Below are 15,839 nucleotides of genomic sequence, written 5' to 3' on the forward strand. Positions count from 1 at the left end.
ACTTATCCTATCTTGTGGACACATCTCCTTTTGTCCGTTCGTCATTCCCACGTAGGCGGGAATCTTAATGCAAAGCACCTAATTTTTAGCATTAAGATCCCTCCCGAAGTTTCGGGAAGGATGACGGCCGTTCATATTTGGCACCTTAAACAGCTGAATTTAATAGCATTGCAGCCTATCCGGGCGGGCGCTCAATGTCGTTTAGTTAAGGATAGAATTATAGAACATTGTCACCCTGAGCATTTCGGCTGTAGTTTATCTTGATCGAAGCCGAAAGGCTCAATACAGGCTTAGTTGAAGGGCGGATGTTAATGGTTTTATCGAATAAAAAAGGTCTTCGACTCCGCTCAGACTGACACCCGTCGAGCTTAACTAATTGACATTAGGCGGGCGCTCTAAATGACCAACCGACTTTGAGTATATTCTAATATTATTCATTAGTAATGAAAGATATTATTCGTTACTAATGAAAGATGTTTTTAAGCTTACGATTCGAGCAATGAAACCGCCTTGTCATCCACAAAAAACGTTAGCTTTCCATCGATAGGATCGATTAATTGCGACGGATATAGATCGAAGTTTTTTTCCGTATCGCCAACAACGTGCTTAATTGCTTCGGCTTTATTTTCGCCGAAAACCAAAAAGGCTACGTTATCCGCTTTGTTAATTAATGGCGCAGTGAAACTGATTCGGTAAGTATTTAGCTTCTCTACATATACCGATGCTACATTTACTTCTTCATCTTTTACCAGGGTGGTATGTGGAAAAATCGACGCCGTATGTGCGTCGTCGCCCATGCCCAACAAAATCAGATCGAACACCAAATCTTCTCCATCAAAGTGCTTATCTAATGCCTTTTTATACTCAATTGCAGCTTTTTCGGGTGCCAGGGTGGTATCTACATAGAAAATGTGATCTTCCTTAATCCCCAGCGGATCAAGAAGCGTTTTCTTTGCCATTAAGCCATTGTAATTTTCATCATCAGTCGGAACATTACGTTCATCGCCAAAAAAGAAATAAACCTTTTCCCAATCAATCCTGTGTTCGCATTCAGTGGCTAAAAAAGTATAAAGCGCTTTGGGAGAGCTTCCCCCGGTGAGCACAAAGTTGAAACGATCGTTTTCCTCGATCGACATTTCGGCGATCTTGATCACATAATCAGCCAGGTCTTGATTTAATTCTTCGAGGGTTTTGTAGATAAGTAGATTCATTTTTATAAGTTAATCGTCATTGCGAGGCACGAAGCAATCTGTATAATAGGATTGCTTCGTGCCTCGCAATGACGAGTTGTGTTCTATTCTTTATTCTTTAACGGCAAATTAAACCAATGGAAACCGTCTCTGGCTATTAAAGCCTCGGCTTCTTCAGGGCCCCAGCTATCAGCAGGGTAATTGGGGAAGTTAATTGATTTTTTGCTTTCCCAGGTGTTTAATATCGGCATTACAAGTTCCCAGGCGGCTTCTACCTGGTCGCCACGCATAAACAGGGTTTGGTCGCCCATCATGGCATCGAGCAATAAAGTTTCGTAAGCTTCGGGGGTATCGCCTTCGTAAGTTCCCTTGTAATCAAAAACCATATCAACCGGGTTTAATACCATATCCAAACCTGGTCTTTTGGCCTGCACCTGCATACGAATGCTCATTTCTGGCTGTATGCTGATTACCAGGCGGTTTTGTTGCCAGTTTTCGGTTACACCCGATGAAAAAATCTGGTGCGGCACATCTCTAAACTGAATGGTAATCAACGATGATGTTTGGTTTAGGCGCTTCCCGGTTCGTAAATAAAACGGAATGCCCTGCCATCTCCAGTTGTCGATATGAAATTTAACGGCGGCAAAAGTTTCTGTATTTGAGTGTGGATCTACACCTTTTTCCTGACGGTAGCCGGGAACTTCTTTACCTTCAACCCAGCCTTTGCTGTACTGGCCCCGAACGGTATTGAAACGGATATCTTCTGGCGCAAATGGACGCATGGCTTTTAAAACCTCCACTTTTCGGTTCCTGATTTCGTCGGCATCAAAATTAATTGGCGCTTCCATTCCAATCAGGCAGAGCAATTGCAAAAGGTGATTCTGGATCATATCACGCAAGGCGCCTGCACCTTCGTAGTAACCACCGCGATCTTCTACACCAAGCTGCTCAGTTACCGAGATCTGCACATGGTCGATGTAAGAACGGTTCCAAAGTGGTTCGAAAAGGGCGTTGGCAAAACGGAAAGCCATCATATTCTGAACGGTTTCCTTACCCAAGTAATGATCGATGCGGTAAATTTGCTTTTCGGTAAAAATGGTACTTAATAAGGTGTTCAACTCCTTTGCCGATTCCAAATCGTGTCCGAACGGTTTCTCAATTACAATGCGGCTGTTGTCCTCGTCTTGAGTAAGCTTATATTTCTGTAAACATTCCGCAATAATTGGGAAGAAATTAGGCGCCACGGCGAGATAGAAAATTACCTGTGTTTCGGCACCGTACTCGTTCTGATATTTTTCTACCGCACCTTTCAGGTTTTCGAAGGTTTTCGGCTGGGCAAAATCGGTTGGGCAGTAATGAATTGTGTTTCCAAAATCGTCCCATTTATCGGCTTTCACCTTTCCAGAGCGAGAAAACTGATTCACAGCATCTTCGAGTGCATTTTTATAACTTTCGTCGGTAAATTCGGTTCTACCAGTTCCAATAATGGCGAACTTTTCGGGCATATAACCTTCAATAAACAAGTTGTAAAGCGCAGGCGCCAGTTTTCTTTTATTTAAATCACCTGTACCTCCAAATATTACAAATATTGTAGGATTTAATGCGGTTTTAGTCTTCATTTTATAATTGATGTGAGTCTTAAAATTACGAAAGTTTATTCCAATCTGCGTGGAATACGCCATCTTTATCAATACGTGCGAAAGTATGTGCACCGAAGAAATCTCTTTGTGCCTGAATTAAGTTCGATGGCATTCTGCCTGTTGTAATGGTGTCGAAATAGGTTAGGGTAGAAGCAAAAGCCGGAATACCAACGCCTGCGTTTATACAGGCTGAAATGGTTTTACGTGTTCCAGCCAGCGTACTTTTAATAATATCCTGAATATTTGCGTCGCCAAACAAGTGCTCTAACCCATTGTCTTTATCGTAAGCCTGATAAATATCCTCTAAAAACGTTGCCCTGATGATGCAACCGCCACGCCAGATTTTTGCAATTTCCTGTAGCTTCAAGTTGTATTGATATTCTTTTGACGCCTGAACCAAAAGGTGCATTCCCTGCGCATAAGCACTGATCATTGAAAAGTAAAAGGCATTTTCGAGATCGTCTACGCTAAGTTCAACTTTTGTATCTTTTTTGCCGAAAGCCTCCTCTAAAGAAACCCTTAATTTTTTAAATTTGGATAAATCGCGATTTGACACGGCTTCGTTAATGGTTGGGATCGGCAACTGAAGCTCCATTGAAACTTCCGACGTCCATTTTCCGGTTCCCTTTGAACGGGCTTCGTCCTTAATTTGATCTAAAAGATCGTTTTGCGTCTCCACATCTTTAAAAACGAAGATTTCCGCAGTTATTTCAAGTAGGAAAGATTGTAGCCTGCCCTCGTTCCATTTGGTAAACACTTTGCAAATTTCGTCGTTTGAGTAGCCAAGGCCATTTTTTAAGATGCCATAAACCTCTGCAATGAGTTCCATAATGGCATATTCGATACCATTGTGAACCATTTTAACGAAGTGGCCTGAAGCGCCGGGACCAATGTAAGTAACGCAAGGGTCGGAGCCAACTTTTGCTGCAACCGCGTTAAAAACATCCTCAACAACGGCATAAGCTTGTTTATCGCCACCCGGCATCATGCTCGGGCCGAAGCGGGCACCTTCCTCGCCACCAGAAATACCCATTCCAAAGAAATGCAATCCGTCTTTCTCCAACTCATCAACCCGGCGATTGGTGTCTGTAAAGTGAGAGTTTCCGCTATCAATAATAATATCGCCTTTGCTTAAAAGCGGCTTTAATTCGTTAATAACGCTATCTACAATTGGGCCGGCCGGAACCAGCAACACCAAAGTGCGTGGCGTTTGCAAGCTGTTGATGAAGTTTTCGATATCGTCAAACCCCACAAGGTTGTGCGCTTTCCCTTCTTCTTCCAGCTTGGCAATCATTTTATGATCTTTATCATAACCTGTTACCGAAAAGCCCTTATCGGCCATGTTTAACAAAAGATTTCGGCCCATTGTGCCTAAACCAATCATTCCCAATTTATATTGTTTCGAATCGTTATTTGCCATTTTATATTTCTTATTAGATATTCAAAATTAGGGTTTACAAATTAATATTTTATGTTGTGATGTTAGTACAGTGTAATAAAGCGATAAATAGTTTATTGGTTCATTGTCCTTCGACTCCGCTCAGGATGACAATTGGTTCATTAGTTCATTGTCCTTCGACTCCGCTCAGGATGACAATTGGTTTATTAGTTCATTGTCCTTCGACTCCGCTCAGGATGACAATTGGTTTATTGGTTCATTGTCCTTCGACTCCGCTCAGGATGACAATTGGTTTATTAGTTCATTGGCCTTCGACTCCGCTCAGGATGACAATTGGTTTAATGGTTCATTGTCCATCGACTCCGCTCAGGATGACAATTGGTTCATTGGTTCATTGTCCTTTGACTCCGCTCAGGATGACATTAACAAGCTTAACTTAATAGCATTGGAGACGCTACAACCAGTACTAAGTATTGTTATTGCTCAGTGCCAACTCCCAACTCCCTACTCCGGGTTCACCGTAAAAATGTTATACTTATCTGCCAGTTTCCAAAGTTTTGCGCCTCCTTTAATCCCATCTTTATTCGTAACCAATTTAATGTTATCCTCGAGCTTGAAGTTAATGTGTTTCGAGTTTCCTCCTCCTATATATAAAGTGTCGTAATTAAAAACAGTTTTATATATTTCGATAACCTTTTTTAAGCGTTTGTTCCAGCGTTCCGTCCCGATTTTTTCAAAAGCCCGGTTACCTACATAATCGTCGTAATCTTCCTCTTTGTTAATAGGGAAGTGTGCCAGCTCTAAATGGGGGAGCAGTTCGCCATCGAACAATAATGCTGTGCCGAAGCCAGTGCCAACGGTAAAAACAATTTCGAAACCTTTGCCTTCTACTACGCCCAGCCCTTGCTGATCAGCATCGTTAACCAGCCGAACCGGGGTTTTCAAAACATTTGCCACGCGTTGCGCAAGGTCTACTTCGGCCCATTTATTTTTTGCAAGATTAGGTGCCGTTTTAACGATGCCGTTTTTTACGTAGCCCGGAAAACCGATAGAAACCCTGTTAAAAGTTTCAGGAAATGGCTTAATTAGTTCAACAATGCCCGAAACAATATCCTTTGGAGTAGCTTCGCTCGGCGTTTTACTCTTTAAATATTCAGTAAGCATATTGCCACTTTCGTCAAGCAGAACCGTCTTAATGCTCGTACCACCGATATCAATTGACAAAATATTGTTCCCGTTGCCTTGTTTTTTAATCGCCATAGTTGTCTATTATTATAAGTCCGAAGTTCTACAAATAAATTAAAACCACAAACAATTATTGGCTTGAGTTTAATTTTGTTTTACAAGTGGCTATTCTGCAATGCGCTTGCACTGCTGATATGTTTCTAAGTATTTCGATTTATCCATATTAAGGATGTTACAAATCGCAGGTTTCGTTTTACTTCAATTTTTGGAAATCCCTTTTTTGTCAACTGTAATGAAATTATTACGCAGTACTTCCGCCAATGTTTAGTGGATTTCAATTTGACGCTAATACCGCCATAAGGGGCGTTTTTTGACGTTATTTACCAATTTAGTAGTACTTAAAAGTTGGTATTTCTTGTCCTCCAGCGTTTTCATTTTAAGAAATGAAGAAATTAGTTGAAAGTTTTTATTTTGATTATTTTTACTTTCGAATTGTTTTTATAATTTTAATTAACGAAAGGTAAGGTAATAAAAACCAATAAATCGTAATCTATAAGTTGCGTTTTCAATAGGTTAACAAGTCCTTAACATTCGTTTAACATAAACCGATTTACTTTGCCCCAAAATCCGGACGAAATAAATCGAAATTATGAACCCTATTGCTAACCGGATATATCCCAATTATGATTGAAAATTTTACTATCAAAAAATCTCGGCAACAATGCTTTCTGCATTCAAAGGAGCGCAGTCCTGGCCGCAACAAAAAGCGAATTGAATGCTTCAGACCCATTTATCTAGGCATTAAGTTTTGCACTGTTCTATTTGCATTGCATTTTTTCTGCATTAATAATGTGCAGGCTCAGGGTGCTGTGCAAAACATTACCATTAAGGGAACCGTACTTGATGATGAAGATGGACAACCTTTAGTGGGTACTACTATTACCAATAGCAGCCGCAAGGTGCTCGGTGTAACCAACGAGAATGGAAACTATACCGTAGTGATTCCGAAAGGAGGTACTTTGGTTTATAACATGGTTGGTTATAATGCACTAACAAAAACGTTTGCCAATACCGATAACAACGCCGTTGTGCGTTTATCATCATCTACCAGTCAGTTAAACGAAGTTGTGGTAACGGCGCTGGGTATTAAGCGGGAAGAAAAAGCGCTTGGTTATTCGGTAACGAAAGTAGACAGCACTGAGCTGACAAATGCGGTTGCGAGTAACTGGACAGAGGCCTTATCAGGAAAAGTTGCGGGCCTAAATTTGGTTCGAAATAGCGGTCCTGCTGCCTCAAACAAAATTATTTTGCGTGGAGAAAATAACCTTACCGGCGATAACGAAGCACTTATCGTAATCGATGGGGTGGTGGCCAGCAGTTCATCAAGGCGCACAGCCGCATCATCAGGAGGTGTTTACGGTACCTCGGGCGATATTATGCCTGCCGATTTTGGTTCGGCATTAAGCGATTTGAACCCTGATGATATTGAGAGCGTTACCGTGCTTAAAGGCCCGGGTGCAAGTGCACTTTACGGGCAGCGTGGTGCAAATGGAGCCATTATTATTACGACCAAATCCGGTAATAAGAATAAAAAGAAATTGGGCGTTACCTTTACTTCTAATAGTACCTGGGAAAGTGTAAATAAAAGCCCGGATATTCAAAGAGAGTACGGACAGGGGCAATTTGGCGTAAACTATTTCTCTTACGGCACTACAGAAGATGGCGGAAGTACAAACGGAACAAGTGCCAGTTGGGGAGCGCCTTTTAATCAGGGAACAAGCTTTTACCAGTACGATCCGGTTACGAAAACGAGAGGTTTAACAAGAACACCTTGGATGGCTTACGAAAATCCGGTGAAATCATTTTTTCAAACTGGTTTTGAGTCTTCTAACTCGGTTAGTTTAGATGGTGCGGTTAAAGGTATCGGCATGCGTTTTTCGGCTACCCACGGCAATAACGAATGGATTGTGCCGAATACAGGTTTGGAACGTACCTCGCTTTCATATTCTGCCAACGGCAATCTGACCAAAAAGTTAAATGTTCAGGTTAAAGCCATTTACAACAACAGGCATAGCGATAACTTACCCGCAACAGGTTACGGAAACCAATCGTTAATGTATTGGTTTATGTTTGCGCAGCCCAACGTAAATACGGATTGGTACCGCGATTACTGGGCGCCCGGCAGAGTAAACGAACAGTTTGTAAATATCACAACAACAAACCCCGAAAGTCCGTATGCTATTTCTGAGCAATACTTAAACAAGCAACGCAGAAATGGTATTTTGGGAAGCCTTCAGGCCACTTATAAATTTACCAGTGAGTTAAGTTTAATGGTTCGCGGATCGGTAGATTATAACCACGATGTTCGCGATACGCAACGCCCGTTTGATGCTGCAGGTAACAAGTTTGCGCAGGGATCTTACCGCTTAGCAAACGTAAACTCGTACGAAGTAAACGCCGATTTCTTGTTAAGATACGATAAAAAAATCTCTAAATCGTTACAGATGAATGCATCGGTTGGCGGTAGTCAAATGCGTAACGAGTACAAAAAATCGGAGCTTCGTGCCGATGGATTGGTTATCCCCGGCGTGTACAGTTTAGAAAATAACGCAAACCCGTTAATTTCTGTACCAGATACTGCAAGATATAGAATCAACAGTTTTTACGGATTATTATCTTTCAGCTTCAAAAATTATTTATTCTTTGATTTTACAGGTCGTCAAGATTGGAACAGTACCCTTGCAACGCCTTTCAGAACCGATAACGTGAGCTTCTTCTATCCATCGGCAAGTGCATCATTCGTGCCTTCCGATCTTTGGGAAATGCCTAAAATAATCAGCTTCTTCAAATTAAGGGCTTCAATATCGCAAGTAGGTAGCGGAGGTACAACACCATATCGTACCGCTTACAATTACAGCCTGGCATCAAACGGAATTTATCCGGATAGCGCCATGACGAACCCGAGCATATTGCCGAACCCGAATTTAAAGCCATTAAAAACAACAACAATTGAGTTGGGTACTGAGTTGCGCTTATTAAAAAGCCGCTTAAACTTCGATTTTGCTGCTTACATGGGCAATACCAAAAACCAGATTTTAAGTAGAATTGTAGATCGGGCAACCGGATATAATGTTGCGGTATTTAACGTAGGTAAGGTAGAGAACAAGGGGCTTGAGCTTTCGGTAAACGGTACACCATTACAAACCAAAAAATTCAAATGGCAGCTTACCGGAACATTTACGGCAAACAGAAATAAGATCATCGAATTGGCCGATAGTTCGGTGGTGCTAAGAACAGGCGCTTTGGGCGGTGGCCAGATTGTGGCCAACGTTGGTGGCAGCATGGGCGATTTATATGGCCGCGGTTATGTACGTTCACCTGAGGGACAAATTGTTTACGATGCAACAACGGGTAACGCCAAGGCCAGTACCGATTTGGTGTATTTAGGTAACACAATGCCAAAATTCAGGTTCAGCTTCGGTACAACCATTACTTACGATCGCTTTAGCCTTTCGGGATTATTTGATGCCCAATTGGGTGCGGTAGCGCACTCGTTAACATTTTCGAGAATGGCCGCCTTGGGTAAGCTTGCTTTAACCGTGCCCGGCCGTTACAATGGCGTAGTTGGCGATGGTGTTATTCAAAATGCAGATGGAACCTACCGCACCAACGATGTTGTAGCCACAAACCTAGAGAGCTTTTATACTTCTTTATACGGTTCGGACCAGGCTGAAGGAAGTGTTTTTAGAACCGACTATCTAAAATTTAGAGAGGCCAATTTAACCTACGCTTTTGATACGAAGTTTTTAAGAAGAATTGGTTTTACCAAAATGACACTTGGCGTGTATGGCCGTAACCTCTTTATCTGGTCGCCATGGCCAGCTTTCGATCCTGAGTTTGGTACCTTATCAGGAACGGATATTGTTCAGGGATTTGAAACCGGTCAGTTGCCATCTACCAGAAGTTATGGTTTCCGTTTAGTTGTGGGGATATAAAATAGAAATTATGAAATCGATAAATAAAATAACAAAATATATATTATTTGGAGCGGTAACTACTTTGGTTTTCTCTTGTAAAAAAGATTTTAACGAAGTAAATACCGATCCGATAGGAAAAGCGTCGGTAACCGCTAACCAACTATTGGCGCCAGCCCTGGTTGATGTGTTGTATGCCAACATGGTGCGTAACCGTAACTTCAACAACGAGTTGATGCAGGTAACAGTTGATATTAGCGATGCCGAAGGAAAAGTATTTAGGTATGATGTAAGGCGCACGTGGGCCGATTACACATGGAATGCATGGTACCCGGATTTAACCAACCTGCGTGATATTTATAATATTGCAAGCAAACCAGAATCTGAAAATTCATCGTACAAGGGAATTTCGTTGATTACTCAGGCTTGGGTGTTTCAATTGTTGACGGATGTTTATGGCGATGTGCCTTACAGCGAGGCCAATCAGGGCAAGGAAGGTAACTACGAACCTGTTTTCGATAAACAAAAAGACATTTACCTCGATTTGTTCAAAAAGCTTGAAGAAGCCAATACCTTGCTTGCACAGGGAACTGCAATTATTCCAACCGGCGATCCCGTTTACCAGGGCGATGTAAGCAAATGGCGCAGGTTGGGTAACTCCTTATATTTAAGGTTGTTGCTTCGTATTTCGGGTAAATCCGAAGTAAGCGCAGACGTAATTGCCAAAATCAAAGAAATTGCCGATTCCAACAAAGGCAATTATCCTATAATGGAAAACAATACCCATACCGCAAAAATATTGTGGAACGGAACAAACAGTACAACATCCGTTTATTCGTCACCCTTTATGATCAGTGTTAGAGCGGTTGATTTTAGAACTCCGGCCATTACGCAGTTCTTTCTTGAAAATTTAACCAGCTGGAATGATCCACGCGTGAGGGCCGATTATGGTGTAAACGGTTATAACCGGTTTGGCATTGCTGCAGGGCCGGCCGGATTAGTTGGCGTGCCAAGCGGCTACGATATGGGCACATCTATTATCAAACAATCGTACTTCTACTCTGATGCAACCAACGCAAGCGTAACACTACAAACCGATCGCTACACCGGTATCATTATGAACTGTGCCGAAGTAGATTTTATTCTCGCAGAGGCCGCCGCAAAAGGATGGATTTCGGGCACCGGTGAAGCTTATTACAACAAAGGCGTTGCCGATGCCATTAATTACTGGTTGCCAACACGTTTCACATCCGCTGCAGATCCTGCCGTAGCCGATTACATTACCAAAGCTGATATTGAATGGAACGATGCCTTACCTTTAGAAAATAAAACTGCCGGTACAGTAAGCAAAATGCAATTGATCCACCTTCAAAAATACTATGCCATGTTCCTTGTCGATTTCCAGCAATGGATCGAATATCGCAGAACGGGACATCCGTTTTTACCGAAAGGCACAGGCTTGGCCAACGGTGGTAAAATGCCCGCCCGATTAAATTATCCAATAGTTTCTCAATCAGCCAATCCAACAAGTTACGCAAATGCCGTTGCAGCGCAAGGTGCAGATGATATCAATACACTTGTTTGGTGGCAAAAACCTTAATCATATCTCAAGATAATATGAAAAAGACAATATTTTTAATCAGTGCGCTTGTAGTAATTGGTAGCACTTGGATAGGATGTAAGCGTGATACCGACTATATTGGAATAACCGTAAGTCCGTACATTTCAAATTTCGATTTACGTAAGCTTTATAAAAATGCCGACGTTGCGCTTACCAGCGAAAATTTAGGTGGCGCCGATTATGTGAAGGGCATTGTAATTTCCGATCAGTCGAATGGCAATATTCCGGCCGGCTTAATGTTTTTACAAAACAGCCGAATTGCAGGTAACGGTGTCGATTCGCTAAGGGGTATCGCCATAAACATTGGTACTGAGGCTGCAAAGTATGTTCCGGGCGATTCGGTGCATGTAAAAATTACTGGTTCGACAATGAAGCGAGTAAACGGAATTTTGCAGCTGGATGGCGTTGCGCCAACAAACGTTGACAAAAAGGCATCTGGCCGATCAATCATTTTAAGAGCCGTAAATACCGGCGCTTTAACCAGCAGGCCAATGTTTTACGAAAGCACATTAATTACCATTAGCAAAGGCAAGATAACGCCCGAACCGGTAAACGGCGACACTTACGCAGGCAACAAAACCATTAGCGATGGATTTGGAACCGCTGTTGTGCATACGGAAACCGCTGCAAAATTTGCTACCGACGAGCCGGTACCATTTGCCGATTTTACAGGGATTGTGATTACCACGGCTACAGGCGTTGAGTTAAGACCGCGATCGGCTGATGATATTTTTGCCTTACCGGAGATTAAACCTTCAGCGTTGATTATTACAGGTTATATGACCAATCCGAACGGAAGTGATGTGAACTACGAATATATTCAGTTTAAGGCCACCCGCGATATTGATTTTGCAGTAACTCCTTATTCTGTGGTTACTTGTAACAACGCAGGTATTTTAGCCCCACCAAACACGGGCTGGGCGTTTGGCGATATCAGAACCTACAAGTTTAATATCAAGAGCGGAACAGTTAAAAAAGGTCAATTTTGTTATGTGGGCGCCAATAAACGCATTTGGGGCAGCGCTTCTACCGATATTAGCAATGCCGTTTGGATTGTTAGCAAGCAATATTCAACCGTAAACGGCGACGATTTTGGAACAGCAACCGGAAACCTCCTCGCCAACAGCGGAAACGTGGCAGGTGTTGCGGTGTTCGAAGGACTTACTGTAACCGGAACTTCAACGCCTTTAGATGTAATTATGTATGGCGGAAACGGCGCAGTATATGCAGCTGGCCCACCAGAAGTAGGTTACAGAATAACCAATACCGATAAGTACAGCACAATTCAAAATAGAAAAGTTGTTGCTTTTTATGGTGGAGGTACAAATAAAAGCAAGTTTAGCTTACCAACTCCCGATGGTACTTTCACCTTATTGGGAGGTGTTTACGATGCCACGACAGGTATATGGAGCACCGGCAGAAATGCGAAGTTTATTGCTTTAAGCAACTCGTCGCCATTATCAGCTATTGAACAAGCAGAGGGATTTACAACAATTGAAAATTAAGAACCTCACCCTATGAAAGTTGGGTGTTAAATCCCAACTTTTCAAATAGGTTTGAGGATTAAATTTATAATTATGAAAGCTAAAACCGCTACTATGAGTGGTCTTAAAAAAACAAAGGATCTGCGATGGAATTTTTCAGCACTGTCATCCTGAGTATAACGAAGGATCCCCAAGCGATGAAATGCAGAACGCTAAATACCGCTGCCAACAGAGGGTGGGTGAGTGGGCAATGACGGTAAGGTATGGGTTGCAGATGCTTCGTTCCTCAGCATGACAGAGCTGGCGTATTGCTAAACTTCATTTTTATACAATTTCACGATCCTAGTTATTTATGATACAACTTTATTTTCCTTTTTCCCAATAATTACCCATGAACAGAAGATCCTTCATTCAAAAATCAAGTTTATTAACCACAACATTATTTGTTAGCTTAAAAGCATTTCCATCATCGTTATTTACGGTCGATGGCGTAGTAAGCGGAACGGTGACCAGCAAAAGCAAGGCCGTTGCAGGTGTTGTTATTTCTGATGGGTACAGCGTGGTGCAAACCGATAAGTCGGGCAACTACGAAATCAAGCTTCATGAGCTTGCCCGTTTCGTGTGGATCAGTACACCGGCTGGCTACGAATTCAAAACCGAAAGCAGCATTGCACGCCATTACTATAAGCCAGATGCGGCCGGTAAGCTGAACTTCGACTTAAAACCACTTAAACAAAACGATAACAAACACAATTTCATTATTTGGGCCGATCCGCAGGTAAAAAATAAGAAAGATGTAGCACAGATGATGGCTACTTCAGTTCCCGATACGCATGCCGTAGTCAAAAGTATGGGCAAAACTCCGGTACATGGCATTGGCGTGGGCGATTTGGTTTGGGACAATTTCGACCTTTTTCCAGATTACGATGAAGCCATTGCGAAGATCGGCATTCCGTTTTTCCAGGCACTGGGCAACCACGATCAGGATTACCGGCAAGGCGGCGATGATACATCAGACCGAACTTTCCAGGCGCATTATGGGCCAACGTATTACTCGTTTAACCGCGGAAAAGCACATTACGTTGTTTTAGATGACGTACGTTATTTGGGTGTAGAAAGAACTTACGACGGCTACATTACGCCAACGCAATTGGACTGGTTGGCCAAAGACCTGCAGTTCGTGCCTAAAGATGCGCTGCTGATTATCGCCCTGCATATTCCTGTTCATAATTCCGTTAAAAACAGAGACGATTTTTATGCGGTTTTAAAAGACTTCAAGAATGTGCACATCATGTCGGGTCATACCCATTTCAATAAAAATGTAATCAAAAATGGCATCTTTGAGCACAATCATGGTACGGTTTGCGGTGGCTGGTGGACAGGCCCGATTTGCGAAGACGGTACGCCACGCGGTTACGGAGTTTATGAAGTAGACGGCACCGAGCTGAAATGGTACTATAAATCGACCGGAAGAGACCGCAAGGAGCAGCTTGATATTTATGTAGATACTTTAACTAACCAGAAACGATTGATTGCCAACGTGTGGAATTACGATCCGGAGTGGAAAGTAGAATATTTTTTAGATGGGAAACCGATGGGAGCGTTGGCGCAACAAGATGGCTACGATCCTTTGGCGGTTAAATTGTACAAAGGCGATAAACTTCCCAATCCACGTCCGTTTGTTGAGCCGCGATCAACCGATCACCTGTTTATGGCACATTTTGCGCCATCGGTAAAAACAGTTAAGGTGGTGGCAACAGATCGGTTCGGAGAAAAGTTCGAGGCGGAGATTAAAGGTTAAGGGAGATTTTCACAAAAATAAGGCGGTTGAATTAGACAGCTATTCGGATGACAGATTACAAGCCCTGTCATCCTGAGTGTAACGAAGGATCTCCAAGCGATGGATCCGATAGTTATCGGATGCAAAACGCCAACAACCACTGCCAAAAAAGAGGGAAGTGAGTCAACTGAGAGTAGTTCGAAATCGGTCATTCCTGCGTCCGCCTGAACAGACGGGCAGGCAGCGGTTTCGAAGCTTCGGGATTAAAGCTCAAGCATTAAGATCCCCTACCGACAGCTATCGGTACAAGCTACCGATGACAGACATATGAAAGATCGTCATTGCGAGGCACGAAGCAATCTCATTTCGTAAATCAGATTGCTTCGGCTCGCACGAACCCGGCCTCGCTACAAAGTAGCCCCTTTGGGGCAATGACGATTCGCTGAAAAAAAACGTGATCCTAACTCCTTTGTTTTTTCAAAAACTGATCTCTGAGGATGACGACCGTTTATAGCTGTCGTCCCATCCATTTAGCTGAACTACAAATAGATAGATTAATAAAATAACGTCATGCCTAAGTCCTTCATAATTTAATATAACCAAATACCATGAAACTAATATCAATTGCACCATTAATTGCCGCTTTACCTTTGCTAAGCATGAGTTGCTCGGCCCAAAAACCTGCCGAATTCCCAAAGTTCAGCGCAGAGGCACATCGGGGTGGCAGAGGGTTAATGCCCGAAAATACCATTGTGGCCATGAAAAACGCCATGACAATAAACGGCATAACCACCCTGGAAATGGATACACACATTACTAAAGACGGCAAAGTTGTAGTTACCCACGATGATTACCTGAGCCCGGCGTTTATGCTTACACCCGAAGGCAACGAAATTGCAGGTACCGACGCCAAGAAATATCCCATTTACAAATTATCGTATGCAGAATTGAAGAAGTTCGATTTAGGTACCAAATATTACGATTTATTCCCTCAGCAAAAAAAGATCAAAACGCACATTTCCCTGTTATCCGATTTAATTGATTCCGTTCAAACGGATATCAGGGTAAATCACCGCAAGCAGTTCTTTTATAATATAGAGACTAAAAGTAGCGAGAAGGGAGATGGAGTTACCAATCCCGAGCCTGCAGAATTTGTGCAACTGTTGATGTCGGTTCTTCAAAAAAAGAAGATTCTTCCCTACGTTGTAATTCAATCTTTTGATAAGAGAACCATACAACTCATTACCAGGAAATACCCGAATGTACGAACCTCTTATTTGGTTTCGAACAAAAAAACATATGCCGAAAACATAGCCGAACTGGGTTACAAACCCTTTATTTTAAGTCCGGCATGGCAAATGGTGGACGAAGATATGGTTTCGAGAGCGCATGCCGATGGCGTAAAAGTTATTCCATGGACGCCAAATACTGCCGAAGATATCAAGAAGTTAAAAGCGCTAAATGTTGATGGAATTATTTCCGATTATCCTGATATTTTAGTTAAAACCCAATAAATAAGTTTTCCAGTCGGGAATTAGATTCATGTTCCCGATTTTCAATAATCAC

General features: G+C 42.4%; 9 protein-coding genes. 5 read left to right on the top strand and 4 right to left on the bottom strand.

Going from position 1 to position 15,839, the window contains the following annotated elements; translation table 11 throughout:
- Nucleotides 1-485: 485 nt before the first annotated feature.
- The 4 genes from pgl to IZT61_RS01400 form a co-directional block, all read right to left on the bottom strand.
- Complete coding sequence (pgl, locus tag IZT61_RS01385) at nucleotides 486-1,211, bottom strand: 6-phosphogluconolactonase (protein WP_196099428.1); 726 nt, start codon at nucleotides 1,209-1,211, stop codon at nucleotides 486-488.
- 83 nt (nucleotides 1,212-1,294) lie between these two features.
- On the bottom strand, nucleotides 1,295-2,809 hold the full coding sequence (gene zwf / locus IZT61_RS01390; protein ID WP_196099429.1) for a glucose-6-phosphate dehydrogenase: 1,515 nt from the start codon (nucleotides 2,807-2,809) through the stop codon (nucleotides 1,295-1,297).
- 25 nt (nucleotides 2,810-2,834) lie between these two features.
- The gene (gene gndA, locus IZT61_RS01395; protein WP_196099430.1) at nucleotides 2,835-4,250 is read right to left on the bottom strand and encodes an NADP-dependent phosphogluconate dehydrogenase; all 1,416 of its coding nucleotides are present in this window, start codon (nucleotides 4,248-4,250) and stop codon (nucleotides 2,835-2,837) included.
- 483 nt (nucleotides 4,251-4,733) lie between these two features.
- Nucleotides 4,734-5,489 carry an ROK family protein gene (locus IZT61_RS01400; protein WP_196099431.1) on the bottom strand — a complete coding sequence of 252 codons (756 nt, stop codon included), beginning with the start codon at nucleotides 5,487-5,489 and terminating at the stop codon, nucleotides 4,734-4,736.
- A 752-nt stretch (nucleotides 5,490-6,241) separates the two neighbouring features.
- On the opposite strand from IZT61_RS01400, the gene IZT61_RS01405 reads away from it, so the two are divergent.
- The 5 genes from IZT61_RS01405 to IZT61_RS01425 all read left to right on the top strand — a co-directional run bounded on the left by IZT61_RS01405 (nucleotide 6,242) and on the right by IZT61_RS01425 (nucleotide 15,787).
- Nucleotides 6,242-9,409, top strand: a complete 3,168-nt coding sequence (locus IZT61_RS01405) for a SusC/RagA family TonB-linked outer membrane protein (RefSeq protein WP_230383806.1) — start codon at nucleotides 6,242-6,244, stop codon at nucleotides 9,407-9,409.
- Nucleotides 9,410-9,419: 10 nt separating this feature from the next.
- Complete coding sequence (locus IZT61_RS01410; RefSeq protein ID WP_196099433.1) at nucleotides 9,420-10,988, top strand: SusD/RagB family nutrient-binding outer membrane lipoprotein; 1,569 nt, start codon at nucleotides 9,420-9,422, stop codon at nucleotides 10,986-10,988.
- A 17-nt stretch (nucleotides 10,989-11,005) separates the two neighbouring features.
- Nucleotides 11,006-12,514 carry a DUF5689 domain-containing protein gene (locus IZT61_RS01415; protein WP_196099434.1) on the top strand — a complete coding sequence of 503 codons (1,509 nt, stop codon included), beginning with the start codon at nucleotides 11,006-11,008 and terminating at the stop codon, nucleotides 12,512-12,514.
- 370 nt (nucleotides 12,515-12,884) lie between these two features.
- Nucleotides 12,885-14,294, top strand: coding sequence for a calcineurin-like phosphoesterase C-terminal domain-containing protein (locus IZT61_RS01420; protein ID WP_196099435.1), 1,410 nt, complete (start codon nucleotides 12,885-12,887; stop codon nucleotides 14,292-14,294).
- A 587-nt stretch (nucleotides 14,295-14,881) separates the two neighbouring features.
- On the top strand, nucleotides 14,882-15,787 hold the full coding sequence (locus IZT61_RS01425; RefSeq protein WP_230383807.1) for a glycerophosphodiester phosphodiesterase family protein: 906 nt from the start codon (nucleotides 14,882-14,884) through the stop codon (nucleotides 15,785-15,787).
- The last annotated feature ends 52 nt before the right edge of the window (nucleotides 15,788-15,839 follow it).

Origin of the sequence: Pedobacter endophyticus, assembly GCF_015679185.1 — a bacterium.
Taxonomy (GTDB): domain Bacteria; phylum Bacteroidota; class Bacteroidia; order Sphingobacteriales; family Sphingobacteriaceae; genus Pedobacter; species Pedobacter endophyticus.

What these genes read in the sequence shown, in the direction of transcription:
- pgl (WP_196099428.1), bottom strand. Translation starts at nt 1,211, where the DNA reads ATGAATCTACTTATCTACAAAACCCTCGAAGAATTAAATCAAGACCTG.
- zwf (WP_196099429.1), bottom strand. Translation starts at nt 2,809, where the DNA reads ATGAAGACTAAAACCGCATTAAATCCTACAATATTTGTAATATTTGGA.
- gndA (WP_196099430.1), bottom strand. Translation starts at nt 4,250, where the DNA reads ATGGCAAATAACGATTCGAAACAATATAAATTGGGAATGATTGGTTTA.
- IZT61_RS01400 (WP_196099431.1), bottom strand. Translation starts at nt 5,489, where the DNA reads ATGGCGATTAAAAAACAAGGCAACGGGAACAATATTTTGTCAATTGAT.
- IZT61_RS01410 (WP_196099433.1), top strand. Translation starts at nt 9,420, where the DNA reads ATGAAATCGATAAATAAAATAACAAAATATATATTATTTGGAGCGGTA.
- IZT61_RS01415 (WP_196099434.1), top strand. Translation starts at nt 11,006, where the DNA reads ATGAAAAAGACAATATTTTTAATCAGTGCGCTTGTAGTAATTGGTAGC.
- IZT61_RS01420 (WP_196099435.1), top strand. Translation starts at nt 12,885, where the DNA reads ATGAACAGAAGATCCTTCATTCAAAAATCAAGTTTATTAACCACAACA.
- IZT61_RS01425 (WP_230383807.1), top strand. Translation starts at nt 14,882, where the DNA reads ATGAAACTAATATCAATTGCACCATTAATTGCCGCTTTACCTTTGCTA.